Annotated in this window: 24 protein-coding genes; 9 read left to right on the plus strand and 15 right to left on the minus strand. The window is 62.6% G+C overall.

Annotation, left to right across the window (positions count from 1 at the left end; all coding sequences use genetic code 11):
* Nucleotides 1-27: 27 nt before the first annotated feature.
* The 3 genes from VF716_RS17170 to VF716_RS17180 all read right to left on the minus strand — a co-directional run bounded on the left by VF716_RS17170 (nucleotide 28) and on the right by VF716_RS17180 (nucleotide 1,416).
* Entirely contained in the window at nucleotides 28-219 is a 192-nt protein-coding gene (locus VF716_RS17170) for a DUF1289 domain-containing protein (RefSeq protein WP_014596033.1), read from the minus strand.
* Nucleotides 216-737, minus strand: coding sequence for a gamma carbonic anhydrase family protein (locus tag VF716_RS17175; RefSeq protein WP_013982047.1), 522 nt, complete (start codon nucleotides 735-737; stop codon nucleotides 216-218). The genes VF716_RS17170 and VF716_RS17175 overlap by 4 nt, the downstream gene beginning before the upstream one ends.
* 61 nt (nucleotides 738-798) lie before the next feature.
* Nucleotides 799-1,416 (minus strand): CoA pyrophosphatase, encoded by a 618-nt coding sequence (locus VF716_RS17180; protein ID WP_014596032.1) that lies wholly within the window; start codon nucleotides 1,414-1,416, stop codon nucleotides 799-801.
* Nucleotides 1,417-1,601: 185 nt separating this feature from the next.
* On the opposite strand from VF716_RS17180, the gene VF716_RS17185 reads away from it, so the two are divergent.
* Nucleotides 1,602-2,168, plus strand: a complete 567-nt coding sequence (locus VF716_RS17185; RefSeq protein ID WP_279640727.1) for an NUDIX hydrolase — start codon at nucleotides 1,602-1,604, stop codon at nucleotides 2,166-2,168.
* Between the two features lie 47 nt (nucleotides 2,169-2,215).
* Nucleotides 2,216-2,719 (plus strand): L,D-transpeptidase family protein, encoded by a 504-nt coding sequence (locus VF716_RS17190; RefSeq protein ID WP_011912364.1) that lies wholly within the window; start codon nucleotides 2,216-2,218, stop codon nucleotides 2,717-2,719.
* A gap of 40 nt (nucleotides 2,720-2,759) precedes the next feature.
* Here the strand turns inward: VF716_RS17190 and VF716_RS17195 are convergent, their stop codons facing one another.
* From VF716_RS17195 to VF716_RS17205, 3 genes are all read right to left on the minus strand, one after another.
* On the minus strand, nucleotides 2,760-3,077 hold the full coding sequence (locus tag VF716_RS17195; RefSeq protein ID WP_013982042.1) for a Nif3-like dinuclear metal center hexameric protein: 318 nt from the start codon (nucleotides 3,075-3,077) through the stop codon (nucleotides 2,760-2,762).
* 198 nt (nucleotides 3,078-3,275) lie between these two features.
* Nucleotides 3,276-7,172 carry a phosphoribosylformylglycinamidine synthase gene (gene purL / locus VF716_RS17200; protein ID WP_279946907.1) on the minus strand — a complete coding sequence of 1,299 codons (3,897 nt, stop codon included), beginning with the start codon at nucleotides 7,170-7,172 and terminating at the stop codon, nucleotides 3,276-3,278.
* Nucleotides 7,173-7,284: 112 nt separating this feature from the next.
* Nucleotides 7,285-8,064 carry a transporter substrate-binding domain-containing protein gene (locus VF716_RS17205; protein ID WP_017244349.1) on the minus strand — a complete coding sequence of 260 codons (780 nt, stop codon included), beginning with the start codon at nucleotides 8,062-8,064 and terminating at the stop codon, nucleotides 7,285-7,287.
* Between the two features lie 324 nt (nucleotides 8,065-8,388).
* Between VF716_RS17205 and VF716_RS17210 the strand changes: the two genes are divergently transcribed.
* The 3 genes from VF716_RS17210 (at nucleotide 8,389) to VF716_RS17220 (ending at nucleotide 10,947) form a co-directional block, all read left to right on the plus strand.
* A complete protein-coding gene (locus VF716_RS17210; protein WP_017244350.1) occupies nucleotides 8,389-9,045 on the plus strand; it encodes an alpha/beta hydrolase in 657 nt (218 codons plus the stop codon).
* Nucleotides 9,046-9,228: 183 nt separating this feature from the next.
* Nucleotides 9,229-10,662, plus strand: a complete 1,434-nt coding sequence (gene rhlB, locus VF716_RS17215; RefSeq protein ID WP_020308874.1) for an ATP-dependent RNA helicase RhlB — start codon at nucleotides 9,229-9,231, stop codon at nucleotides 10,660-10,662.
* 120 nt (nucleotides 10,663-10,782) lie between these two features.
* Complete coding sequence (locus tag VF716_RS17220; RefSeq protein ID WP_020308873.1) at nucleotides 10,783-10,947, plus strand: hypothetical protein; 165 nt, start codon at nucleotides 10,783-10,785, stop codon at nucleotides 10,945-10,947.
* A gap of 4 nt (nucleotides 10,948-10,951) precedes the next feature.
* Here the strand turns inward: VF716_RS17220 and moaE are convergent, their stop codons facing one another.
* From moaE to dmeF, 5 genes are all read right to left on the minus strand, one after another.
* A complete protein-coding gene (gene moaE, locus VF716_RS17225; RefSeq protein WP_020308871.1) occupies nucleotides 10,952-11,410 on the minus strand; it encodes a molybdopterin synthase catalytic subunit MoaE in 459 nt (152 codons plus the stop codon).
* A 2-nt stretch (nucleotides 11,411-11,412) separates the two neighbouring features.
* Entirely contained in the window at nucleotides 11,413-11,661 is a 249-nt protein-coding gene (locus tag VF716_RS17230) for a MoaD/ThiS family protein (RefSeq protein ID WP_020308869.1), read from the minus strand.
* Nucleotides 11,658-12,128 (minus strand): cyclic pyranopterin monophosphate synthase MoaC, encoded by a 471-nt coding sequence (gene moaC / locus VF716_RS17235; RefSeq protein WP_020308868.1) that lies wholly within the window; start codon nucleotides 12,126-12,128, stop codon nucleotides 11,658-11,660. Before moaC ends, VF716_RS17230 begins: the two co-directional genes overlap by 4 nt.
* A gap of 102 nt (nucleotides 12,129-12,230) precedes the next feature.
* Nucleotides 12,231-13,619: a PhoH family protein gene (locus VF716_RS17240; RefSeq protein ID WP_020308867.1), complete on the minus strand. Its 1,389-nt coding sequence runs from the start codon at nucleotides 13,617-13,619 to the stop codon at nucleotides 12,231-12,233.
* A 257-nt stretch (nucleotides 13,620-13,876) separates the two neighbouring features.
* Entirely contained in the window at nucleotides 13,877-14,860 is a 984-nt protein-coding gene (dmeF, locus tag VF716_RS17245) for a CDF family Co(II)/Ni(II) efflux transporter DmeF (protein WP_011912353.1), read from the minus strand.
* A gap of 135 nt (nucleotides 14,861-14,995) precedes the next feature.
* Between dmeF and yaaA the strand changes: the two genes are divergently transcribed.
* The 3 genes from yaaA to VF716_RS17260 all read left to right on the plus strand — a co-directional run bounded on the left by yaaA (nucleotide 14,996) and on the right by VF716_RS17260 (nucleotide 18,467).
* Nucleotides 14,996-15,775, plus strand: a complete 780-nt coding sequence (gene yaaA / locus VF716_RS17250; RefSeq protein WP_011912352.1) for a peroxide stress protein YaaA — start codon at nucleotides 14,996-14,998, stop codon at nucleotides 15,773-15,775.
* Between the two features lie 738 nt (nucleotides 15,776-16,513).
* Nucleotides 16,514-17,959: a mannose-1-phosphate guanylyltransferase/mannose-6-phosphate isomerase gene (locus VF716_RS17255; protein ID WP_011912351.1), complete on the plus strand. Its 1,446-nt coding sequence runs from the start codon at nucleotides 16,514-16,516 to the stop codon at nucleotides 17,957-17,959.
* 286 nt (nucleotides 17,960-18,245) lie between these two features.
* Nucleotides 18,246-18,467, plus strand: a complete 222-nt coding sequence (locus VF716_RS17260) for a hypothetical protein (RefSeq protein WP_014596020.1) — start codon at nucleotides 18,246-18,248, stop codon at nucleotides 18,465-18,467.
* Between the two features lie 60 nt (nucleotides 18,468-18,527).
* Here VF716_RS17260 and VF716_RS17265 read toward each other — a convergent pair whose 3' ends face one another.
* The 3 genes from VF716_RS17265 to purU are packed head-to-tail and all read right to left on the minus strand — an operon-like array spanning nucleotide 18,528 to nucleotide 21,098.
* A complete protein-coding gene (locus VF716_RS17265; RefSeq protein ID WP_125865205.1) occupies nucleotides 18,528-20,003 on the minus strand; it encodes a helicase HerA-like domain-containing protein in 1,476 nt (491 codons plus the stop codon).
* 21 nt (nucleotides 20,004-20,024) lie between these two features.
* A complete protein-coding gene (locus VF716_RS17270; RefSeq protein ID WP_011912348.1) occupies nucleotides 20,025-20,231 on the minus strand; it encodes a hypothetical protein in 207 nt (68 codons plus the stop codon).
* 15 nt (nucleotides 20,232-20,246) lie between these two features.
* Nucleotides 20,247-21,098, minus strand: coding sequence for a formyltetrahydrofolate deformylase (purU, locus tag VF716_RS17275; protein ID WP_014596019.1), 852 nt, complete (start codon nucleotides 21,096-21,098; stop codon nucleotides 20,247-20,249).
* A 347-nt stretch (nucleotides 21,099-21,445) separates the two neighbouring features.
* Between purU and mvaT the strand changes: the two genes are divergently transcribed.
* Nucleotides 21,446-21,826 (plus strand): histone-like nucleoid-structuring protein MvaT, encoded by a 381-nt coding sequence (mvaT, locus tag VF716_RS17280; protein WP_014596018.1) that lies wholly within the window; start codon nucleotides 21,446-21,448, stop codon nucleotides 21,824-21,826.
* Between the two features lie 132 nt (nucleotides 21,827-21,958).
* Here mvaT and sbcB read toward each other — a convergent pair whose 3' ends face one another.
* On the minus strand, nucleotides 21,959-23,392 hold the full coding sequence (sbcB, locus tag VF716_RS17285; protein WP_440552811.1) for an exodeoxyribonuclease I: 1,434 nt from the start codon (nucleotides 23,390-23,392) through the stop codon (nucleotides 21,959-21,961).
* Nucleotides 23,393-23,517 lie beyond the last annotated feature (125 nt).

Genomic DNA, 23,517 nt, shown 5'->3' on the forward strand with positions numbered 1-23,517 from the left:
AAACACGAACCGGGTACAGGCTACGCCTTACATCAGCTGGCCGCCGAGACGGGCCCTTTCGCCGCAACGCTGCAGTACCAGGCGACGCTCCTCGTTGTCCATCTGGCCCCAGCGGCGAATCTCGTCAGCACTGCGCTGGCAGCCGACGCACAGGTCGTCTTCGTCCAGCGCGCAGAGGCTGACACAGGGGGAAGCGACAGGTTTTTCCGCGACACTCACTCGTCTGGCTCCAGATCACGCGCGTAGCGCTGGGCGTTGTGCACGTAGTGAGCGGCGCTGGCCTCGAGCATTTTCTTCTGTTCCTCGCTCAACTCGCGGACCACCTTGCCGGGCGAGCCCACCACCAGCGAGCCATCGGGAATTTCCTTGCCTTCGGCAATCAGCGTATTGGCGCCGATGATGCAGTGCTTGCCGATCTTCGCCCCGTTGAGCACCACCGCATTGATGCCGATCAGGCTGTAGTCACCCACCGTGCAGCCATGCAGCATGGCGTTGTGACCCACCGTCACGCCAGTTCCCAGCGTCAGCGGATGGCCCATGTCGGTGTGCATCACGCTACCGTCCTGCACATTGCTGTTCTCGCCGATGTGAATCAGCTCGTTGTCGCCGCGCAGCACCGCACCGAACCACACACTGGCACCAGCATCGAGACGAATCTTGCCGACCAGCGTGGCATTGGGCGCCACCCAGCTTTGCGGATGTGCATCGACTCGCGATTCTCCCAGACGGTATTTCACGCAGACACCTCTTGTTGTCGGATGATGAACGCCGGGACGCCGACGGCGTCACCGGCGTGACTCAGGGCTTGCCGCGCCCGGACAGGTCGACGAACGCAGCGGGTGCACGGCGCATTTCGATGCCGGCGTCGTACACCACGTTGACCAGCTCGACGATCATGATCGCCGTCAGCCCCCATATCTGGTATTCGCCATAACGGTAAGACGGGATGTACCAGCTCTGGCCCTGGTAGTCGATGCGATGGGTGACCTCACGCGGGTCCTGGCAGAAGAACTCCAGCGGCACCGAGAACACCGAGGCGATCTCGGCGTCATTGGCGCGGTACTCCACGTAGTCGGGAACCAGCCCGACATAGGGCGTGACGTGGATGCCATGCACCGATACCAGACTGCTGAGCGGGCCGACAACCTCTACCATGCCAGGCGCCAGTCCGACCTCCTCCTCGGCCTCGCGCAGCGCAGTCTGCAGCAGATCGCGGTCTTCCGGATCGCGGCGACCGCCAGGGAATGCGACCTCCCCGCCATGGGTGGACAGGCCGGCCGCTCGGAGTGTGAGTACCAGTTCCGGCGACTCGCTGCGAGTGATCGGCATCAACACGGCCGCCTCGGGCAGGCGGTCCTCCGGCGCCAGGAGATGCGGGCAATGGCCGCGCACCCGTCGGAGTATTGTGTCCAGCATGAATTTTCTCGTTTCGTCTTTGACCGGCATCATGGCATGAAAGGCGCAGTCGCCCAAGACCTCGGAAAAGCCATGAGAAGCGGACGAACACCGACATGCGCGGTCGGTCTCACTGAGGTCCGCGGCTTCCTTGCCGAATCATCGCGAACGGACCAAGATTTGCCGGAATCGACAGGAATTCGTCCATGAAGTACTGCAACCAGTGTGGCAACCCGGTACTGATCCGCGTCCCGGACGGGGACAACCGCCCGCGCTTCGTCTGCGGCAGTTGCCACACTGTGCATTATGAAAACCCGCGAATAGTCGCCGGGTGCGTGCCAATCTGGGGCGACCAGGTGCTGCTCTGCCGACGGGCCATCGAGCCACGTCGTGGTTACTGGACCTTGCCGGCAGGCTTCATGGAGAACGGCGAAACCCTGCAGCAGGCAGCGGAACGCGAGACGCTCGAAGAAGCCTGCGCCCGTGTCACGGACCTGCAGCTCTACACCTTGTTCGATCTGCCACACATCAATCAGGTGTACATGTTCTTTCGCGCTCAGCTGGTGGATCTGGAGTTCTGTACCGGTGACGAGAGCCTGGAGGTGAAGCTCTTCGAACAACAGGACATCCCTTGGTCCGAGCTGGCTTTTCCGACCATCGGCCGTACCCTAGAATGCTTCTTCGCCGACCGGGTGCAGCAGACCTTCCCGGTGCGCACCGAGGCCGTGACGAGCTATCGGAACCGCCAGCCGCAAAACGCTCGGGCAGACTGAGTCGGCGAACGGGTCACAGGTCTGATGAAGTTCGACAGGAAAGCCCCATGCGTTGGCTGCTCGCTCTGCTCTGCCTCACCTTTACCGCCTTCTCCCACGCCAATGCGACACCCAGCCTGGGCGGCTCGCCCATCGACAAGGTGCTGGTCATCAAATCCGAGCGCAAGCTCCATCTGGTCAGCGCCGGGCAGACGCTCAAGAGCTATCGCATCTCCCTTGGAAAACAGCCGAACGGTGCCAAGCAGCGCGAGGGCGACATGCGCACGCCGGAAGGCTTGTACTGGATCGACTGGCGCAAGACCAGCGACAAGTACAACCTTTCGATGCACATCTCCTATCCCAACGCACGCGACCTGGCGCGCGCGCAACAGGAAGGTGTGGCCCCGGGAAGCATGATCATGCTGCACGGCACGCCAGTGGACGAAGAGTATCCCGAATGGTTCTTCCACACCCTCGACTGGACGGAGGGCTGCATCGCGCTCACCAACAGCGACATGCGGGAAATCTGGGGATTGGTGAAGGACGGAACCCTGATCGAGATACGCCCCTAAGCCGGGAAGCGCCTGCCGGCCACGCCAGCAGGCAATCGAATCAGAACTGCATGTCCGATAGACGCCAGACGTCGAAGGCCGGCGTTTCGTAGGGGTGGGCCTTTTTCATCGCCTTGACGCTGTCGTGAATCAGCTCGTCGGCGACCACCATCTCCACTTTCCACTCCGGCACGTGTTGCACCTGCCCGGTTTGCCCGAGAAAGGGCTGACTGCCTTCCAGCGGACGATACTGTCCCTGCCCCAGCACCTGCCAGCAGCAGCTGTCGTAGGCACCGATCCGGCCAGCGCCAATCGCAAACACTGCTTTCTTGACCGCTTCCAGATGGCTGTCCGGAACATAGAAACACAGCTTGTACATCGAACTCTCCATGCAGGTGAACCCGGCGGGCGCCAGGCAGCGAGGTGGCAGCTTGCCATCAACGCAACTACCAAACGGTGCGGTGCGTCATAGCTGAGACGACAGCCGAGGCGCGCGGTTCATGGAACGGGTTCACAAAGGAAAAAGCCCGCTGACGCATGCGTCGAGCGGGCTATCTGGTAGCGCTCAGCAGTACGCTCAGTCGACCCAGACCCGGGCGTTGCGGAACATGCGCATCCAGCCGCCGTCTTCCTGCCACTCGTCAGGGCGCCAGGAGTTGGTCACGGCGCGGAACACCCGCTCCGGGTGCGGCATCATGATGGTCACGCGACCGTCACGACTGCACAGACCGGTGATACCGCGCGGCGAGCCGTTCGGGTTGGCCGGGTAACGCTCGGTGACCTTGCCGTGGTTATCCACGAAACGCAGCGCCACGGTGCCGGACAGATCGGCCTGTAGCATGGCTTCCTCGCTCTCGAACTCGGCATGACCTTCGCCATGGGCGATGGCGATCGGCAGGCGGGAGCCGGCCATGCCCTGCAGGAAGATCGATGGCGAATCCTGCACCTGGACCATCGCCACGCGTGCCTCGAACTGCTCCGAGCGGTTGCGCACGAAGTGCGGCCAGTTCTCAGTACCCGGAATCAGTTCGTGCAGGTTGCTCATCATCTGGCAACCGTTGCACACGCCGAGGGCGAAGCTGTCCTTGCGTTCGAAGAACGCCTGGAAACCGTCCCGCGCGCGGGCATTGAACAGAATCGACTTGGCCCAGCCCTCGCCAGCGCCGAGCACGTCGCCGTAGGAGAAGCCGCCGCAGGCGACGATACCCTTGAATTCGTCCAGGCTGACGCGGCCGGAAAGGATGTCGCTCATGTGCACGTCGACCGCTGCGAAGCCGGCGCGGTCGAACGCGGCGGCCATCTCCACCTGGCCGTTGACGCCCTGCTCGCGCAGCACCGCCACCTGGGGGCGCACGCCGCGCTTGATGAAGGGTGCGGCGATGTCCTCATTGACGTCGAAGCTGAGCTTGGCGCTCAGGCCTGGGTTGTCCTCTTCCAGCAGTGCATCGAACTCCTGATCGGCGCACTCGGCGTTGTCGCGCAGACGCTGGATCTGGTAGCTGGTCTCGGCCCACTGGCGCTGCAGCAGACGGCGCTCGCCAGCGAACACTTCATTCTCGCCGTGCCTGATCGACACATGGCCATTGTTCACCGGCTGCCCGATCACCGCGACGCAATCGCCCAATCCGGCCGCGCTGAACTGCGCCAGCACGATCTCGGTGTCATCCTGGCGCACCTGGAGCACCGCACCGAGTTCCTCGTTGAAGAGCAAGGCGGCGATGTCGTCGGCGCTGTCCAGCAGGCCGTCGAGATTCAGGTTCAAGCCACAATGACCGGCGAAGGCCATCTCCAGCACGGTGGTCAGCAGACCACCGTCGGAGCGGTCGTGATAGGCCAGCAGCAGACCGTCGGCATTCAGGCCCTGGACCACGGCGAAGAAGGCCTGCAGATCCTCGGCGTCATCGACGTCGGGCGCCTGACGGCCGATCTGGCCGTACACCTGAGCGAGGATCGAGGCGCCCATGCGGTTCTGACCACGGCCCAGATCGACCAGGATCAGGTCGGTGGCGCCCTTGTCCAGGCGCAGCTGCGGAGTCAGGGTCTGGCGGATGTCGGCGACCGGAGCGAAACCGGAGACGATCAGCGACAGTGGCGAGGTGACGCTCTTCTCGCCCCCCTCCTCCGACCAGCGCGTCTTCATCGACATCGAGTCCTTGCCCACCGGAACGGTGATGCCCAGTTGCGGGCAAAGCTCCATGCCGACGGCGCGAACGGTGTCGTACAGCCGCGCATCCTCGCCCGGATGACCGGCTGCGGCCATCCAGTTGGCCGACAGCTTGATATCGGAAATCTTCTCGATCCGCGCAGCGGCAAGGTTGGTCAGCGTTTCACCAATGGCCATGCGGCCCGATGCCGGGGCGTTCAGCAGCGCCAGCGGCGTGCGCTCGCCCATCGCCATGGCTTCGCCGGTATAGACGTCATAACTGGTCGCGGTGACGGCACAGTCAGCCACCGGCACCTGCCACGGGCCGACCATCTGATCGCGCGCCACCTGACCGGTAATGCTGCGATCGCCAATGGTGATCAGGAAGCTCTTGCTGGCCACGGCGGGATGGCGCAGCACGCGAGTCACGGCCTCGGCCAGATCGACCGAAGCGGCGCTGAAGTCGTCACCCAGCTCGGCTTCGCGGCTGGCAGTGCGGTGCATGCGCGGCGCCTTGCCGAGCAGCACGTTGAGCGGCATGTCCACCGGCTTGTTGCCGAAATGGCTGTCGGCAACGGTCAGATGCGGCTCCTCGGTGGCCTCGCCGACCACCGCGAACGGGCAGCGCTCACGCTCGCAGATGGCCTTGAAGCGCTCGAAATCGGCCGCATCGACGGAGAGCACGTAACGCTCCTGGGACTCGTTGCACCAGATCTCCAGCGGCGCCATGCCCGGTTCGTCGTTGGGGATGTTGCGCAGCTCGAAACGACCGCCACGGCCACCATCGTTGACCAGCTCCGGAAACGCGTTGGACAGGCCGCCAGCACCGACGTCGTGGATGAACTTGATCGGGTTGCGCTCGCCCAGCTGCCAGCAGCGGTCGATGACCTCCTGGCAGCGACGTTCCATTTCCGGGTTGTCGCGCTGTACCGAGGCGAAGTCCAGGTCCGCCGAACTGGTGCCGGTGGCCATCGAGGATGCCGCGCCACCACCCAGACCGATCAGCATGGCCGGGCCGCCGAGCACGATCAGCTTGGCGCCGACCGAGATCTCGCCCTTCTGCACATGCTCCTCGCGGATGTTACCCATGCCGCCGGCGAGCATGATCGGCTTGTGATAGCCCCGTACTTCCTCGCCACGCGGCGTGTTGATCGCCTGTTCGAAGGTACGGAAGTAGCCGGTCAGCGCCGGACGGCCGAACTCGTTGTTGAACGCGGCGCCGCCCAGCGGGCCCTCGATCATGATGTCCAGCGGCGTGACGATGCGCTCGGGCTTGCCGTAAGGCTTCTCCCAGGGCTGCTCGAAGCCGGGAATGTTCAGGTTGGATACGGTGAAACCGGTCAGGCCAGCCTTCGGCTTGGCGCCGCGCCCAGTTGCACCTTCGTCGCGAATCTCGCCGCCCGAGCCGGTGGAAGCACCAGGGAACGGAGCGATGGCGGTCGGGTGGTTGTGGGTTTCCACCTTCATCAGAATGTGCACCGGCTCCTGGCTCGCGGCGTACTCGCGCGTCTCGGGATTCGGATAGAAGCGACCGGCGACGTTGCCGACGATGACCGCGGCATTGTCCTTGTAGGCCGACAGCACGCCTTCGCTGTGCAGCTGGTAGGTGTTCTTGATCATGCCGAACAGGGATTTTTCCTGGCTCTCGCCATCGATATCCCAGCTGGCATTGAAGATCTTGTGCCGGCAGTGTTCGGAGTTGGCCTGGGCGAACATCATCAGTTCGATGTCGTGCGGGTTGCGTCCCAGCCCGCTGAAGGCCTGCACCAGGTAGTCGATCTCGTCCTCGGCCAGGGCCAGGCCCAGCTCGACGTTGGCCCTCTCCAGCGCGGCGCGACCGCCGCCGAGTACGTCCACCGCCGTGAGCGACTTCGGTTCGGCATGACTGAACAGGTTGGCGGCTTCCTCGAACCGGCCCAGCACCAGCTGCGTCATGCGGTCATGCAGCGCGGCAGCGACAAGCTGAGCATCGCTGTCGGACAACTCGCCCTGCACGTAGTAGGCGATACCCCGCTCCAGCCGCTGGATCTTCTCCAGGCCGCAGTTATGCGCGATGTCGCTGGCCTTGCTCGACCAGGGCGAGATGGTGCCGAAGCGCGGCACCACCAGGAACAGCCGACCGGCCGGCTCCTGCACCGGTACGCTGGGGCCATACTTCAGCAGACGGGTCAGTACGTTCTGCTCATCCGCGCCAAGCGTGCCGGAAACCTCGGCGAAATGGGCGAACTCGGCATACAACCCGCTGACGGCGGGAACCTTTTCGGTCAGTTGTGCCAGGAGCTTGCCGTGACGGAAGGCGGAAAGAGCGGGAGCACCGCGCAGGATCAACATCGTCGGAACAGCCTCGGAGGGGGGAGCAGTCGGGGCGCGTATTCTAGCCCATGACGGCCGGCCGAAGACAGCCGAACGCCTTCCGCCCCGACGGTCTCCCCTTCGGCCTCGCTCAATGCAGGATCTGACTGAGGAACAGCTTGGTCCTGTCGTTCACCGGGCTGGTGAAGAACACCTCCGGCTCGGCCTGCTCGACGATTTCACCCTTGTCCATGAAGATCACCCGGTCGGCCACCGTTCGGGCGAAGCCCATCTCGTGGGTCACGCAGAGCATGGTCATGCCGCTTTCGGCGAGGCTGACCATGGTGTCCAGCACTTCCTTGACCATTTCCGGATCGAGGGCCGAGGTAGGCTCGTCGAACAGCATGATCTTCGGCTTCATGCACAGGGCGCGGGCGATCGCCACGCGCTGCTGCTGGCCACCGGAAAGCTGCCCGGGATACTTGTTGGCCTGCTCCGGAATGCGTGCCGAGGACACCCCAAGCTCCTTGTTCACAAGGAAGCCCTGTCCGTCGTAGTAGGTCACGCCGGTGAAGTTCAGCCCCATCGCGGCGTCCCGCGAGCTGGTCCAGGTGGTATTGCGCGACAGCACATCCACTTCCCCCGACTGCAGCGCGGTGAAACGCTCCTTGGCGGTCAGCGGGCTGTACTTGACCTTGGTAGCATCGCCGAACACGGCCGCGGCGACCGCACGGCACACGTCCACGTCGATCCCCTGGAATTGCCCCTTGGCATCGGCGAACGAGAAGCCCGGAAGGCCATCGCTGATACCGCACTGCACGAATCCTTTCTTCTGCACCGCATCCAGGGTCGCCCCTGCCTGCGCCAGCCCGCTGATGCCCAGCAGTGACGCAGCACCCAGCGCAGCCAGTGTGGATTTCACCCTAATCATCGAAACCTCCAGTTTGCTTTCTTATTCTCGGGTTCGGGCCTGGCGCTTCGATGCCTTGACCAGCGAAGCGGCCGCAGCCTGACCTGAGTCTAGTCGTCCGTTGATGATCGGCAATGTTCTTTATTTCACTGCCTCGGCCCCGCTCGCGAGGGCCGTTCCGTTCAGAGCCAGGCAGCCAAAGCAAGCGGCATACCAGCTCGATGCGACGCCGCCCGCCACGCTCTAGGGCGGGTTCAATCCGGTCGCAGGAGCGAGTACCCTCGCGCTATTTCCTCGCCCGCCTGCCCCAAGACGAGGCGACTTGCCCTGAACTGGAGCCGATCCATGAGCGAACCGCTGATCCTCGAACCCACCGCCAGCGCAGACGCCTGCGTCATCTGGCTGCATGGCCTGGGCGCAGACCGTTATGACTTCCTGCCGGTGGCCGAGGCCCTGCAACAGCGCCTGCACAGCACACGCTTCGTGCTACCCCAGGCGCCGACACGGCCGGTGACCATCAACGGCGGATGGAGCATGCCGAGCTGGTACGACATCCTCGCCATGAGCCCAGCCCGCGCGATCGATCGCGAGCAGCTGGAGGCTTCGGCACAGCAGGTCATCTCGCTGATCGAGGCGCAACGTGACGCAGGAATCGATCCGGCACGCATCTTCCTTGCCGGCTTCTCCCAAGGGGGCGCGGTTGTGCTGCACACCGCGTTTCTGCGCTGGCAGGGGCCGCTGGGTGGCGTCATCGCGCTTTCGACCTATGCGCCTACCTTTACCGAGCCGCCGGCGTTCTCCCCGACCGCGCTGCGGTATCCGGTGCTATGCCTGCACGGCAGCCGCGACGATGTCGTGCCCATGGTGATGGGCCATGCGGCCTATCAGGCTCTGCAGGGCGCCGGCGTCGCGGCGACCTGGCGCGATTACCCGATGGGCCATGAGGTACTGCCGGAGGAAATCCGTGACATCGGCGCCTGGCTCGCCGAACGCCTTGGCTGACCCGGCGCATCGAGCGCAAGCCAGGCGTGCGGCAATCGTGGCAGGCGGCGCGCCGCGCCACGCCTGCCTTCGTCGACCGGTGCCACCGCGCCGGCCGACCCCGCCGGGGCGGAGGCTTCGCCAGGTTTGCGTCTTGCATTACACTGACGCGCGATTCTTTCCCAATTCGACGACGAGAAGACCGTGCTCAAAGCACTCAAGAAAATCTTTGGCAAGGCCCCGGACGAGCGGGCCGACATACCCACCGGCGCGCCATCTGCCACTACCGACCGGCAACCCGACCCCGTGACCCAGCAGGTCGCGACGAAAGAAGCCCAACCCAAGCCGCAAGCCACCCAGCGCAGCGCTGAAAAGCCACTCCGCCCGCGCAGTAGCAGACCGCCCAAACCCGCCGCCCCGGCCTGGAAGCTGGAAGACTTCGCGGTCGAGCCGGTCGAAGGCAAGACCCGCTTCCATGACTTCAAGCTCGCCCCGGAGCTGATGCACGCGATCCATGACCTGGGCTTCCCCTATTGCACGCCGATCCAGGCTCAGGTGCTGGGCTACACGCTCAAGGGCCGCGATGCCATCGGCCGTGCACAGACCGGCACAGGCAAGACGGCGGCCTTCCTGATCTCGACCATCACCCAGCTGCTGGAAACGCCACCGCCCAAGGAACGCTACATGGGCGAGCCACGTGCGCTGATCATCGCTCCGACTCGCGAACTGGTGGTGCAGATCGCCAACGATGCGCTGGACCTGACCAAGTACACCGGTCTCAACGTGATGAGCTTTGTCGGCGGCATGGATTTCGACAAGCAGCTCAAACAGCTGGAATCGCGCTACTGCGACATCCTGGTGGCCACCCCCGGCCGGTTGCTGGACTTCAACCAGCGCGGTGAGGTGCACCTGGACATGGTCGAGGTGATGGTCCTCGACGAGGCCGACCGCATGCTCGACATGGGCTTCATCCCGCAGGTCCGCCAGATCATCAGGCAGACGCCCCCCAAGAGCGAACGTCAGACCCTGCTCTTTTCCGCCACCTTCACCGACGACGTGATGAACCTGGCGCAGCAGTGGACCACTAACCCCGCCGTGGTCGAGATCGAACCGGAGAACGTCACCAGCGATACCGTCGAGCAGCACGTCTACGCCGTGGCCGGCAGCGACAAGTACAAGCTGCTGTACAACCTGATCACCCAGAACGACTGGACGCGGGTGATGGTCTTCGCCAACCGCAAGGACGAAGTGCGACGCATCGAGGAACGCCTGACCAAGGATGGCATCAGTGCCGCGCAGATGTCCGGCGACGTCCCGCAGCACAAGCGCATCCGCACGCTGGAGGGCTTTCGCGAGGGCAAGATTCGCGTGCTGGTGGCCACCGACGTCGCCGGTCGAGGCATTCACGTCGATGGCATCAGCCATGTGATCAACTTCACCCTGCCGGAAGACCCGGACGATTACGTGCACCGCATCGGTCGCACCGGCCGCGCCGGCACCAGCGGCACCTCCATCAGCTTCGCCGGTGAGGACGATGCCTTCGCGCTGCCGCCGATCGAGGCGCTGATCGGCCGTAAGATCCAGTGCGAGACGCCGCCCGCCGAACTGCTCGCGCCGACGCCGCGCCCGCACCGCTGAGCGCCTTGGAAAGCGGGCTGCCTTCGGCCCCGCTCGGGCAAGGGCCATGATACAGGTCAGTACGCCTGGCTTCGAAGGAGCTACAATGACCGCATTTCCCGCAGAAAATGGAGTGTGCCCATGCTGCATATCGACTGGCTGATCATTCTGATCGGGACGGGCTTCGTCCTGTTGGGCCTCGGTTACAGCTTCCGCGACCGCGGCTGGGGTGTCGGCATGATCGCGGCGGGCGTGCTGACCATGTTCTCCACCGTGGCGTTCAAGGTCTACATCACCTTCTACTGAAGGCTCAGCTCTTCACATTCCAGCGCTCGACTGCCAACCGATCACTGGCACGGCCTTCCACCCAGCGCGGGCCGGCCGCAGTGTTTTCCTTCTTCCAGAATGGTGCCCGGGTTTTCAGGTAGTCCATGACGAAGCGGCAGGCGTCGAAGGCGGCGTCGCGATGTGCACTCGCGGCCCCGACGAACACGATCGGCTCGCCTGGCTCCAGCGGGCCGACCCGATGCAGTACCTCCAGGCGCAGCAATGGCCAGCGCTGCTCGGCCTCCTGCACGATCTTCTCCAGCGCTTTTTCCGTCATGCCGGGCGCATGCTCGAGAAACATGCCGGCCACATCCTGCCCGTCATTGAAGTCCCGCACGTAGCCGACGAAGCCGGCCACCGCGCCGATGCCCAGGTTGGCGGCATGCAGCGCGTTCAACTCCGCGCCGGGATCGAACGAGCCCTGTTGAACACGAACCGCCATGCTCAACCTCCGGTCACGGTAGGAAAGAAGGCCACCTCGTCGCCATCGATAACGGCTTCATCGAGGCCACACAGCTCCTGATTGCGCGCGCACATCAGATTCTGCTCGCCGAGTACCTCCCAGACGCCACCGCGCGCCAGGAGGTACTGGCGTACATCATCCACACTGCCTAACGATTCATCCCATTGGATGCGCTCGCCTTCGCTGCCGAGGGTTTCCCGATAACGGGCAAAGAACTGAATTGAAATCATGCCTGTACCTGCCAATGCCCACTCTTGCCGCCCAGCTTCTCCAGCAGGCGCACCCCTTCGATCAGCATGCCGCGGTCAACGGCCTTGCACATGTCATAGATGGTCAACGCCGCGACGCTGGCAGCGGTCAGCGCTTCCATTTCCACGCCCGTCTGCCCCGCCAGCTTGCATACCGCTCGGATCAGGACGCTGTCTTCGCCATCGGCCTGGAGCTCGACCTTGATGCTGGTCAGCAGCAGCGGGTGACAGAGCGGAATCAGTTCATGGGTTTTCTTCGCCGCCTGGATGCCGGCGATGCGTGCGACGGCGAACACGTCGCCCTTGGGATGGCCGCCCTGCTGGATCAGCTGAAGCGTCTGCGGCAGCATGCGGACGCGCGCCTCGGCCACGGCTTCGCGCGCCGTCACGGCCTTGTCGGTGACGTCGACCATGCTGGCCCGGCCTTGGGAATCGAGATGGGTGAGCATTCGGCGCTCCTGATCTGAAAATCAGGAGTCTACCCCAGCCGTCAGCGATGAGCCCGCCCCCATAAGAGGTACGACCGGGCATCGCTGACTGCACGCCGCTGCTTACATGTGCGCTTCGGCGTACTCCGCCAGTACCGAGCGCGGCACACCCTGCAGGGTGATATGTACGCCGTGGGAGAAGTCCTTGAAGCGTTCGGTGAGGTAGGTCAACCCTGAGCTGGTCGCGGACAGATAGGGCGTATCGATCTGCGCCAGGTTGCCGAGACAGACCACCTTCGAGCCGTTGCCCGCACGGGTGATGATGGTCTTCATCTGGTGCGGCGTCAGGTTCTGGCACTCGTCGATCAGAATCAGGCTCTGCTGGAAGCTACGGCCGCGGATGTAGTTCAGCGATTTGAACTGCAACGGCACCTTCTGCAGGATGTAATCGATGCTGCCGTGGGTGTTCTCGTCGTCCATGTGCAGCGCTTCGAGATTGTCGGTGATCGCGCCCAGCCAGGGCTCCATCTTCTCGGCCTCGGTGCCGGGCAAGAAGCCGATGTCTTCGTCCAGCCCCTGCACGCTGCGGGTGGCAATGATGCGCCGGTAGCGCTTGCTGACCACGGTCTGCTCGATGGCCGCCGCCAGCGCCAGAATGGTCTTGCCCGAGCCGGCGGCGCCGGACAGGCTGACCAGATGGATATCCGGATCGAGCAAGGCGAACAATGCCAGCGCCTGATGGATATCACGCGGGCGCAACCCCCAGGCTTCCTGGTGCAGCAATGGCTCCTGATGCAGGTCGAGCAGCAGCAGCTCATCGGCCTTGATGCCCTTGATCCAACCCACGAAGCCCTGCTCGTCGATGATGAATTCGTTGATGTGCACCGCCGGCAGGTTGTCGATCAGCTGGACGCGATGCCAGGTGCGCCCATGGCCCTGGTGGGTCTCCACCTTGCTCACCCGGTCCCAGAAGGAGCCACTGACACTGTGATAGCCCCGCGACAGCTGGCCGATGTCGTCGACCAGCTGATCGGTGTGGTAATCCTCGGCCGCCACCCCGCAGGCTCGCGCCTTCAGGCGCATGTTGATGTCCTTGGTCACCAACACCACGGGGACCTCGGGCCGCTGTTTGCTGAGCCTGACCACCTGATTGATGATCTTGTTGTCGTTCAGGTCTTCCGGGAGTGCGATGGAGTCGCCGCCCTTGCTCATCAGGATCGAAAGGCTGCCGGATGGGCCGCTCTTGCCACGTTGGATCGGCACACCCAACTCGACTTCTTCCGGCGTGGCATCGCCCAGCAGCTTGTCGATCAGGCGGATCGCCTGGCGGCACTCGGCCGCCACGCTGTGCTTGCCGGTCTTGAGCTGATCGAGCTCCTCCAGCACGGTCATGGGAATGGCGACCTGGTGTTCCTGGAAATTCAGCAAGGCGTTGGGATCGTGTATCAGGACGTTCGTGTCGAGGACGTAGAGCGTGGGCTGGGTGGCGCGAGATCTGCCGTAGTCATCCATACCGATCACCTTCTTCTAGGGTCAGAAGCGAAGCGGATAAGCGCTCCGCCGCAGAGTGACCGCCGTGCGATTGGGTGAGCGGACGAGGGAAGCCGGTGGATTCGGGGCTGCCCAGGAGCCGCCACCTGTGTCGCAGGGTTCGGCGGTCTGAACTTGGTAATACCGTAAAACTTATGACAGGCAAAAGACTTTTCCGTTGAACACGGCTTTTTTTCACGAATCGACCACAGGGCCTTGGCTCGCGGCTTTCCTGCGCGTTATTGTCGAGAATCAAGGTGCGCCCTTTCGCCGCAGCGATTCACTTCGGCGGTGATGTGCACCAGCTGCGCAAAGGGTTGCAGCGCCGCCTTGTAGCGGTCGGCCGTGTGGGGCTGATGCGTCACCACGCTCAGGATGCAGCTGTACTGCGATCGCCCCACACGCCACAGATGCAGGTCGGTGACCTCCGTGTCGGGCACCCGCTCAAGCGCCTCGCGCACCTTGCCCACCAGCGGGTCATCCATCTCACGGTCCAGCAGCGCCTTGGCCGTATCGCGCAACAGACCGCGGGCCCAGACGAGAATCACCAGGGCGCCGATGATGCCCATCGCCGGGTCTAGCCAGCCCCAGCCGAAGAGCTTGCCGCCCAGCAAGGCGATGATGGCCGCCACCGAGGTCAGGGCATCGGTCAACACATGGATGAAGGCTGCATGGCGGTTGAGGTCCTTGCCTGGCGCACCGTGTGCGTGCGCATGACCCCGCTCAGCATGGCTATGGGCATCATCGCCGTGGCCGTGGCCGTGATCATGCTCGTCCCGCAGCAACCAGGCCGATAACAGATTCACCAGCAGGCCGACGACCGCAACCACCAGCGCCTCATCGAAGCCGATCGCCGCCGGCGCCCAGAAGCGCAGCAACGACTCACCGATCATGAACAGCGCCACCACCACCAGCAGCAGCGCGCTGGCGAAACCGGCCAGCACCTCGATCTTCCAGGTGCCGAACGTGAAACGATGATCCGCCGCATAGCGCCGCGCCAACAGATACGCGAGCGCGGCGAGGCCTATGGCGACCATGTGCGAGGCCATGTGCCAGCCATCGGCGAGCAATGCCATGGAGTTGAACCAGTAACCGGCGGTGATCTCCAGCAGCATTGTCAGACCAGTGAGAATCACCACCGCCCATGTCCGCCGTTCCGAGCGGCGCTCGAGCGGGCGGTAATCGTGTGGCGGTTGCCATTGCGCGTGATTGCAGTCAGACATACGAACTCCTAACTCGACTGGCACTAGCTTGCGCCTTGCCCCACGGGCAAGGTCAACACCGGAGGCTATGGCGCCCATAGCTGGAGACTCGCCGGCCGTGCCCCTACAATCGCGCCATCAGAAAGGAGACCTTGCATGCTGATGGTGATTTCCCCGGCCAAGACACTCGATTACGACACACCCCCGATAACCGAACGCTTCACCCAGCCCCAGTACCTCGACCACTCACAGCAGTTGATCGAATTGCTTCGTCGCTACTCGCCGGCGCAGATCAGCGAACTGATGCACCTCTCCGACAAGCTGGCAGCGTTGAACGTTGCTCGCTACGGCAGTTGGACACCGGCGTTCACCCCGAGCAACGCCAAGCAGGCGCTGCTCGCGTTCAAGGGTGACGTCTATACCGGACTCAACGCCGATGACTTCACCGAAGACGACCTGCTGTTCGCGCAGAAGCACCTGCGCATGCTCTCTGGACTCTATGGCCTGCTGCGGCCGCTGGACCTCATGCAGCCCTATCGCCTGGAGATGGGCACCAAGCTGACCAACCCCCGCGGCAAGGACCTATACGCCTTCTGGGGCGAACGTATCAGCGACTGGCTGAACGAAGCGCTCGCCGATCAGGGCGATGACGTGCTGCTCAACCTGGCGTCCAACGAATACTTCAGCGCGGTCAAACGCAATGCGTTGAATGCCCGCATCATCAATGTCGATTTCAAGGACATGAAGAACGGCCAGTACAAGATCATCTCCTTCTATGCGAAGAAGGCACGAGGCCTGATGGCTCGCTGGATCATCAAGGAGCGCATCAGCACCCCCGATCAGCTGTCGGCATTCGACTACGAAGGCTACCGCTACAGCGCGAACGACTCCTCTGCCGATCACCTGGTTTTCCTGCGCGACGCCAGCGACCAGTAATCCGGCTTCGGTGGATGGCGCGACGTCACGCCATCCATCTCCCACTCCGCTCCCGCATCCCAGCCAGCCCCTCTCGCAGGCTCGTCGAGTCCAGCCCCGCCGTCGATCCCACACCGAGAACCCGTCGAAAAAACTCACCGATCAACGGTAGTCGGCGCGGGAACTATCGAGCACAGCTGGCAATCATAAGCGCGTACCGACAATTCCAGGTGGAAAGGGACGTCGCACATGAACGTGCATAGGGTAATCAGACTTGCAAACCGCTCCGTTCCCGGTCGCACCGCGACCCCGGCGGTAGCGCAACCTCGAGCAGCGATGCTGCCGGGCATCAGGCCAATGGCCGAGGCGTCGAGCAGTGCCAGCGCGGCACCTCGCATGACAAACGCCGAGCAAGGCACGAACAGAGGGTTACGGCCATGCAAACGCACCGCCCCTATTGGACGCGCAACATACGCCACGCACCACTCCCGACGATGGCGTCAGTCAACTCGTCATTGGTCGGCCACAGGCACGCATTCACTGGCAGCGCGCAACAGATAGCCACGGCCTGAGCTCGATGGTCCGGTAACTCAGCGAACCAATGAATACAGATTTCCAATCCCGGAGCAGCGCTTCGGGACAGAGCGGATTTCGTTCCGGCGATTCCCTCGCGAATGAACACGAAACGAGCGGTGCAGCCAGATGGGCTGCCCCATCGAACAAGTAGAACGACCTTCGAAACGATTCAGGAGAAGCAATATGATCCCGGTTATTCTTTCAGGTGGTAGCGGCTCCCGACTGTGGCCCCTCTCCCGCAAGTCGTTCCCCAAGCAGTTCCTTGCACTGACTGGCGAACAGACATTGTTCCAGCAGACTGTCGAGCGCCTGGCCTTCGACGGCATGCAGCAGCCTTTGCTGGTGTGCAACAAGGACCATCGCTTCATCGTCAAGGAGCAGCTGGCGGCTCGCAAGCTGGACGTCCAGGGCCTGCTGCTCGAGCCTTTCGGTCGCAACACGGCACCCGCCATCGGCATCGCCGCGATGAAGCTGATCGAGGAAGGCCGCGACGAGCTGCTGCTGGTCCTGCCGGCTGACCATGTGATCGAAGACCAGAAAGCCTTCCAGCGCTCCCTGGCGCTGGCCACCAATGCCGCCGAGAACGGTGAGATGGTGCTTTTCGGCGTGCCGCCGACCCGCCCCGAAACCGGCTACGGCTATATCCGTGGCAGCCAGGACGCCAATACCGGTCTGCCGGATGGCATCAAGCGCGTCGCCCAGTTCGTCGAAAAGCCGGACGAAGCGCGCGCCCAGAGCTATCTGGGGTCCGGCGACTATTACTGGAACAGCGGCATGTTCCTGTTCCGCGCCAGTGTCTTCCTGGATGAACTGAAGAAGCACGACCCGGACATCTACGACACCTGCTGGGTCGCGCTCGAGCGCAGCGTGAAGAACGGCGATGAAGTGCTGATCGATCCGGCCACCTTCGCCTGCTGCCCGGACAATTCCATCGACTACGCCGTGATGGAAAAGACTCAGTTGGCCTGTGTGGTTCCGATGTCCGCCGGCTGGAGCGATGTCGGCTCCTGGTCGTCGATCTGGGACGTGCACGAGAAGGATCAGAATGGCAACGTGCTCAAAGGCGACGTGATCGCCGAGGACTCGCGCAATTGCCTGGTCCACGGCAATGGCAAGCTGGTCACGGTGCTGGGCCTGGAAGACATCGTGGTCGTGGAAACCAAAGACGCCATGATGGTTGCGCACAAGGACAAGGTGCAGGACGTCAAGAAACTGGTCAGCAAGCTCGACGCCCAGGAGCGCAGCGAGACCAAGAACCACTGCGCCGTGTACCGCCCCTGGGGCTGGTACGACTCGGTGGACATGGGCGGTCGCTTCCAGGTCAAGCGCATCTGCGTGAATCCGGGCGCCAGCCTCTCGCTGCAGATGCACCACCACCGTGCCGAGCACTGGATCGTGGTATCCGGCACCGCTCAGGTAACCTGCAACGACAAGACGTTCCTGCTCACCGAGAATCAGTCGACCTATATTCCGATCACTTCGGTGCATCGCCTCGCCAACCCGGGCAAGATTCCGCTGGAAATCATCGAAGTCCAGTCCGGCAGCTATCTGGGTGAGGACGATATCGAGCGCTTCGACGATGTTTACGGACGCGCCGAACAGAGCAACGAGGCCAAAGTGGCGCGATAGTTGTTCTCGGTGCATTGAGGAAAACCCGCTTCGGCGGGTTTTCTTTTTCCTGGCCCGGTAAAGGATAGCGAGGCATACTTCGCAACTGATCGGCATGACGTTTTTTTTCGAACCAGTCCTCGCTTTTGCCGCTTGCTCCGCAATTGTTTAAATCTTTTAAATTGACCTCATTTCTTGCAGGCATATGCTGGCCATGCAGCCGGCAAACAGTGGTTACAAACTGGCCATGCAATCATTTGCTGACTGCCACGTCTCAATTCAAATCATCCAACACAGGTTTTATTACGTGACCAAAGACGAACTGCGCGCAGAACTCGAGCGCCAGGCTCAGCGTTTTACCAATATCTACGGTGGTGAAATAACCACTTACGCCGCTGAACGCGAGCCCGAACGCAAACCGTGGCGAAAGAAGCCCACCGTGCTCGATCAGGTTTTTCAACAGGAAGTTCAAAAGCTGGAACAGGCGAAGCGTGCCGATTGTGACGGCGCGATTACACCGCCGGCCTAACCGCAGCATCTCAAGCGTGCGAACATACGCAGTGCGTGAATTGCGGCCGGAACGAAACCGTCAGCGCTTGCCGCCCAATAAAGAGCCCAGCAAACCTCTGGCCAACTGCCGCCCCAACTGGTTCGCGGCCTGGCTCAGCGCACTCTTCACTACACGGCCAGCCAGATCACTCAATTCACTGCCAGTCTTGTTCGTCTCGCGACGAGGCTTGTTTGCAGTTTCACGCTCCTGCTCGACGTTCTGCGTTGCCCGGGTACTCAGCATCTCGTAGGCCGACTCCCGATCGAAGGGCTTGTCGTAGCGACGGCCAAGACCGGAGCGCGCGATAAGTGCCGCGCGTTCGGGTTCGCTCAGCGGACCAATGCGCGACTGCGGCGGAGCGATCGCGACGCGCTGCACCATCGCTGGGGTTCCCTTTTCCTCGAGACCACCGACCAGCGCCTCACCGATTCCAAGCTGGGTCAGCACATCGAGCGTCGAGAATTCCGGGTTGGCGCGAAAGCCGTCCGCCACCGAGCGCAGCGCCTTTTGCTCCTTGACCGTGAACGCCCGCAGCCCGTGCTGGATGCGCAGCCCCAGCTGAGCCAGCACCGTATCCGGAAGATCGGCCGGAGACTGCGTAACGAAGTAGACGCCCACGCCCTTCGAGCGAATCAGCCGTACCACCTGTACCAGGCGTTCCTGCAGTGCTTTTGGCGTATCACCGAACAACAGGTGCGCCTCGTCGAAGAACAGCGCCAGCACCGGTCTATCGGCGTCGCCCCGCTCCGGAAGCTGCTCGAACAGCTCGGCCAGCAACCAGAGCAGAAAGGTCGCGTAAACCTTGGGCGCCTCGTGAACCAGCGTGCTTGCATCGAGCAGATGGATGACACCGCGTCCGTCGGGCGCCGGCTGCAGGATATCTTCGAGCTGCAATGCAGGTTCGCCGAACAAGGCTTCAGCACCCTGCTGCTCCAGCGTCGCCAGGCGCCGCAACAAGGCCTGCGACGAGGCCGCGGTGAACAGCGCGCTGTCCTCGCCCAGCATCTGTGGTTCAGCCTTGAGGTGGGCGAGCAGCGCCTTGAGGTCTTTCAGGTCGAGCAGCAACAGCCCTTCGCGATCCGCCACCTTGAAGGCCGCAAAGAGCGCCGATTGCTGACTATCGGTCAGTTGCAGCAGATTGCCGAGCAGCAGCGGCCCCATTTCGCTCAGCGTAGTACGCAAGGGATGGCCGCTACGACCATGTACGTCCCACAGGGTGACCGGGTACGCCTGCGGACGATGATCGAGCCAGGGCATGCTGGCGATCCGCTCGGCGATCTTGCCTTGAGGCGAGCCCGCGGCGCCCAGCCCGCACAGGTCACCCTTGATGTCCGCGGCGAAGACCGCGACCCCGGCATCGCTGAACTGCTCGGCCAGCCGTTGCAAGGTCACCGTCTTTCCGGTGCCGGTGGCGCCGGCGATCAGGCCATGCCGATTGGCAAGACGCAGGGACTGCACGCTGGGTTCGCCGTTGGCGTCCGCCCCCAGCAGCAGATGATCGATCAATGCGTGCATCCGTCAGCTCCCAATCGCCAGCTACTGTTCAGGTTCGCTTTCGCCATCTTCGGTGTTGCCTGAATCGCACGGCACCTGCTCACGGCGCAGCTGTGCCCATAACTCCACCGCCCCAGCGAATTCCGTGCCCTGCTCGGGCGATAACGCCTCCGGGTCGTAGCGCTGGGTGCAACCACTGCCGATGACCGGCGGCGCCTTGGCCACGACACGCTCGAAAGGATCTGCCACGGCGCCTCCGGACTGTCAGTTGAACACGAGGGTCTTGTTGCTGTGTACCAGCACGCGATCTTCCAAGTGATAGCGCAGGCCGCGGGAAAGCACCATCTTCTCCACGTCCTTGCCGAGGCGAACCATGTCCTCGATGCTGTCGCGATGACTGACGCGGACCACGTCCTGCTCGATGATCGGCCCGGCATCGAGCTCCTCGGTGACATAGTGACAGGTCGCCCCGATCAGCTTCACACCCCGCAGCGAGGCCTGGTGATACGGCTTGGCGCCGACGAAAGACGGCAGGAAGCTGTGGTGGATGTTGATCACCCGCTGGGCGAATTCGTCGCACAGTTCGGCAGGCAGAATCTGCATGTAGCGCGCCAGCACTATCACGTCGGCACGCTGTTCGCGCACCAGGCGCGTCACTTCAGCGAAGGCCTCCTGCTTGTTGGCAGGATCGACGGGGACATGGAAGTATGGAATCCCGTGCCACTCGACCATGCTGCGCAGATCGTCATGGTTGGAAATCACGCAAGGAATGTCGCAATCCAGCTCGCCGCTGTGCCAGCGATGCAGCAGGTCGGCCAGGCAATGCGATTCACGGCTCGCCATCAGAACCACGCGCTTGCGCCGCTCGGAGTCGGTGATACGCCACTCCATGGAAAACTCGCGGGCAATCGGGGCAAAGGCCTGACGGAACCCGTCGAGGTCGAACGGAAGCGAATCAGCGCGGATTTCATGGCGCATGAAGAACCAGCCGCTCTGGTGGTCGGAATGGTGGTTGGCTTCCGTGATCCAGCCATTGTAGGTGGCGAGAAAGTTACTGACCTTGGCAACAATGCCAACGCCATCGGGGCAGGCAATCACCAGCCTGAAAGTGCGCATTAACGGTTACTCCGACACGAAGGAAACGCGGCATTCTATCCCAGCAGACAAAAGCACAGCCATCGCGTTAACGCCGGCGTTGGATTGAGAAGCCACGCAACCCCGCCGGCACGATTCAGCTGTCCGGTTATTTGGACACGCCTTGGAAACAATCGAAAAAACTTGCCCGATAAAACAGAAATTACGTTTGTTTAAGCTTGTCGAAAGCTGTCCGCGCTGGCCCTTCGGTACGCATGAAATATCCCTACAAAAAGTGCCCCGCTTTTTTATCCATCTATATTTACTTGCCCATTACGCAGGACTATGATTGCTGACACTTGCGTTCAAACCTAATCCAAGGAAGTCACATGTCACTGATCAACGAGTATCGCGCCACTGAAGAGGCCATCAAGGAACTTCAGGAGCGACTGAAGTCCCTTTCCGAAGATGACAAACTGAAAAAGGAACTGGAGTTCGAAGGCAAGCTGCGCGAACTCATGGGCGAATACCAGAAGTCGCTGCGCGACATCATCGCCCTGCTCGATCCGGATGCCTCCCGCAACAGCAAAACTCCACGTGCGGCGAAAGCGCCGGCCGCCAGCAAGCGCGCACGTCGCGTCAAGCAGTACAAGAACCCGCACAGCGGTGAAGTGATTGAAACCAAAGGTGGCAACCACAAGACGCTGAAAGAATGGAAAGCCCAATGGGGCTCCGACACCGTGGAAAGCTGGGCCACTCTTCTGGGCTAAGCAATACCAGGGTTATAAAGAACGCCGCTTCCCGACGTTATTGATCGACGTCGACAAGTGGCGTTTTTTATTGCGCGCTTCCCACCCGTAACAGCCGCTGCTCTTTTTCGATAGCCAACCGGGCCGGACGCGCTAGTTGCACCCGTAACGCTCACCCAAGGCGCGCCCGTATTCACGCCACTGCTGCAATAGCTGCTGCTGCGCTGGGGTGGCAGTGAGCATGAACTGTTGTATATCCGCCTCGAACTGCGCAAGGGTATTGGGCGCGCCGGCTATCTCGCCGCTAAGGCGCTGTTGGCAGAACCGTTGCCACCTCACCCGCTCTTCAGCCGATAACGCTTCCGGAAAGTTGCGCGCGCGATAACGGAACAGCAATTCCTTTAACCGTACATCATCGAAGTGGCACTGTTGCCGAGCGAGCTCTGCCGGCGCCATCTCGCGAATCCGATCGCACAGCCGCCGATCGCGCTCGCCCAGAAAGCCGTCATAGAGTTGCTGTTCCGGATCGTCCACACCGATGAACCCCTCTTCGCGGTACACCTCGTCCAGCTTTGGGCTCCACACGTGGCGCTGTTCGCGTAGCGCGTCAGCACGTTCGTGGCACGCAGGCAAGTCGAGCTTCAGGCGCTGGATATCCGCCTCGCGCAAGACCTTGAGCGGCGCCAGGACCGGGCACTTGTTGATGTGCACGAGCTTCAGCGGGACCGGTAACTCGCCCTCGGCCAGCTCGTCGCGACGCGTGTAGAGCCGCTGTCGCAGCGTTTCCGCGCTTTCCAGCCATAACGGCCGCACCTCGGCTTGCAGATCGCAAACGATCAGCGCATTGCGGTTGCGCGGATGCCAGGCCAGCGGCAGCACCACGGAGAGGAAATGCCGGGCAGCCGAGAAGCGTCCGGACACGTGCACCAGCGGCTCCAGCAGGGTGACCTGCTCGAGCACCGCATGTTTGCGACGCAGATTGAAGAGATAATCGTACAGACGCGGCTGCCGCTCACGAATGAGCCTGGCGAGGCCAATGGTGGCGCGCACATCGGACAGCGCGTCGTGGGCGTTCAGATGTTCCAGCCCATTGGCGGCACTCAAGCGCTCGAGCTTGAGCGTCACCCGCCCGTCGTCTTCCGGCCAGCCAATTCCTTCCGGGCGCAGCGCATAGGCGGTACGCACCAGATCGATCAGGTCCCAACGGCTGTTGCCGCCCTGCCATTCGCGTGCATACGGATCGTAGAAATTGCGGTACAGGCTGTAGCGGGTCACTTCGTCGTCGAAACGCAGGCTGTTGTAGCCGGCGCCGCAGGTTCCGGGAGTCGACAATTCCCGATGCAGATGATGAACGAACTGGGCCTCGCACATCCCCTTCTGCTGCAGAACTGCAGGCGTGATTCCCGTGACCAGGCACGCGGCGGGATGGGGAAGGATGTCGTCGCCGGGTCGACAGTAGATGTTCAGCGGCTCGCCGATTTCCTCGAGCGCCTCGTTGGTGCGGATACCGGCAACCTGCAAGGGGCGGTCGCGGCTGGGCGATATGCCTGTGGTTTCGAAGTCGTACCAGAAGATGCTTGGAGTCACGGGAGAGTCCTTCTCGATCAGCACAGCAGTCTAACAGCTGCGACATGGCCATCGCGGTGAGTCAGGAAGGTGCCCCGCTCTGCGAACGGCATCCTGCAAGGAAGCAGGCATTTCGCCATAATCCG

This window comes from Stutzerimonas sp. Brlt_14 (assembly GCF_051948915.1).
Taxonomy (GTDB): Bacteria; Pseudomonadota; Gammaproteobacteria; order Pseudomonadales; family Pseudomonadaceae; genus Stutzerimonas; species Stutzerimonas stutzeri.

What these genes read in the sequence shown, in the direction of transcription:
- VF716_RS17180 (WP_014596032.1), bottom strand. Translation starts at nt 1,416, where the DNA reads ATGCTGGACACAATACTCCGACGGGTGCGCGGCCATTGCCCGCATCTC.
- VF716_RS17185 (WP_279640727.1), top strand. Translation starts at nt 1,602, where the DNA reads ATGAAGTACTGCAACCAGTGTGGCAACCCGGTACTGATCCGCGTCCCG.
- VF716_RS17190 (WP_011912364.1), top strand. Translation starts at nt 2,216, where the DNA reads ATGCGTTGGCTGCTCGCTCTGCTCTGCCTCACCTTTACCGCCTTCTCC.
- VF716_RS17195 (WP_013982042.1), bottom strand. Translation starts at nt 3,077, where the DNA reads ATGTACAAGCTGTGTTTCTATGTTCCGGACAGCCATCTGGAAGCGGTC.
- purL (WP_279946907.1), bottom strand. Translation starts at nt 7,172, where the DNA reads ATGTTGATCCTGCGCGGTGCTCCCGCTCTTTCCGCCTTCCGTCACGGC.
- VF716_RS17205 (WP_017244349.1), bottom strand. Translation starts at nt 8,064, where the DNA reads ATGATTAGGGTGAAATCCACACTGGCTGCGCTGGGTGCTGCGTCACTG.
- VF716_RS17210 (WP_017244350.1), top strand. Translation starts at nt 8,389, where the DNA reads ATGAGCGAACCGCTGATCCTCGAACCCACCGCCAGCGCAGACGCCTGC.
- VF716_RS17220 (WP_020308873.1), top strand. Translation starts at nt 10,783, where the DNA reads ATGCTGCATATCGACTGGCTGATCATTCTGATCGGGACGGGCTTCGTC.
- moaE (WP_020308871.1), bottom strand. Translation starts at nt 11,410, where the DNA reads ATGGCGGTTCGTGTTCAACAGGGCTCGTTCGATCCCGGCGCGGAGTTG.
- VF716_RS17230 (WP_020308869.1), bottom strand. Translation starts at nt 11,661, where the DNA reads ATGATTTCAATTCAGTTCTTTGCCCGTTATCGGGAAACCCTCGGCAGC.
- moaC (WP_020308868.1), bottom strand. Translation starts at nt 12,128, where the DNA reads ATGCTCACCCATCTCGATTCCCAAGGCCGGGCCAGCATGGTCGACGTC.
- VF716_RS17240 (WP_020308867.1), bottom strand. Translation starts at nt 13,619, where the DNA reads ATGGATGACTACGGCAGATCTCGCGCCACCCAGCCCACGCTCTACGTC.
- dmeF (WP_011912353.1), bottom strand. Translation starts at nt 14,860, where the DNA reads ATGTCTGACTGCAATCACGCGCAATGGCAACCGCCACACGATTACCGC.
- yaaA (WP_011912352.1), top strand. Translation starts at nt 14,996, where the DNA reads ATGCTGATGGTGATTTCCCCGGCCAAGACACTCGATTACGACACACCC.
- VF716_RS17255 (WP_011912351.1), top strand. Translation starts at nt 16,514, where the DNA reads ATGATCCCGGTTATTCTTTCAGGTGGTAGCGGCTCCCGACTGTGGCCC.
- VF716_RS17265 (WP_125865205.1), bottom strand. Translation starts at nt 20,003, where the DNA reads ATGCACGCATTGATCGATCATCTGCTGCTGGGGGCGGACGCCAACGGC.
- purU (WP_014596019.1), bottom strand. Translation starts at nt 21,098, where the DNA reads ATGCGCACTTTCAGGCTGGTGATTGCCTGCCCCGATGGCGTTGGCATT.
- mvaT (WP_014596018.1), top strand. Translation starts at nt 21,446, where the DNA reads ATGTCACTGATCAACGAGTATCGCGCCACTGAAGAGGCCATCAAGGAA.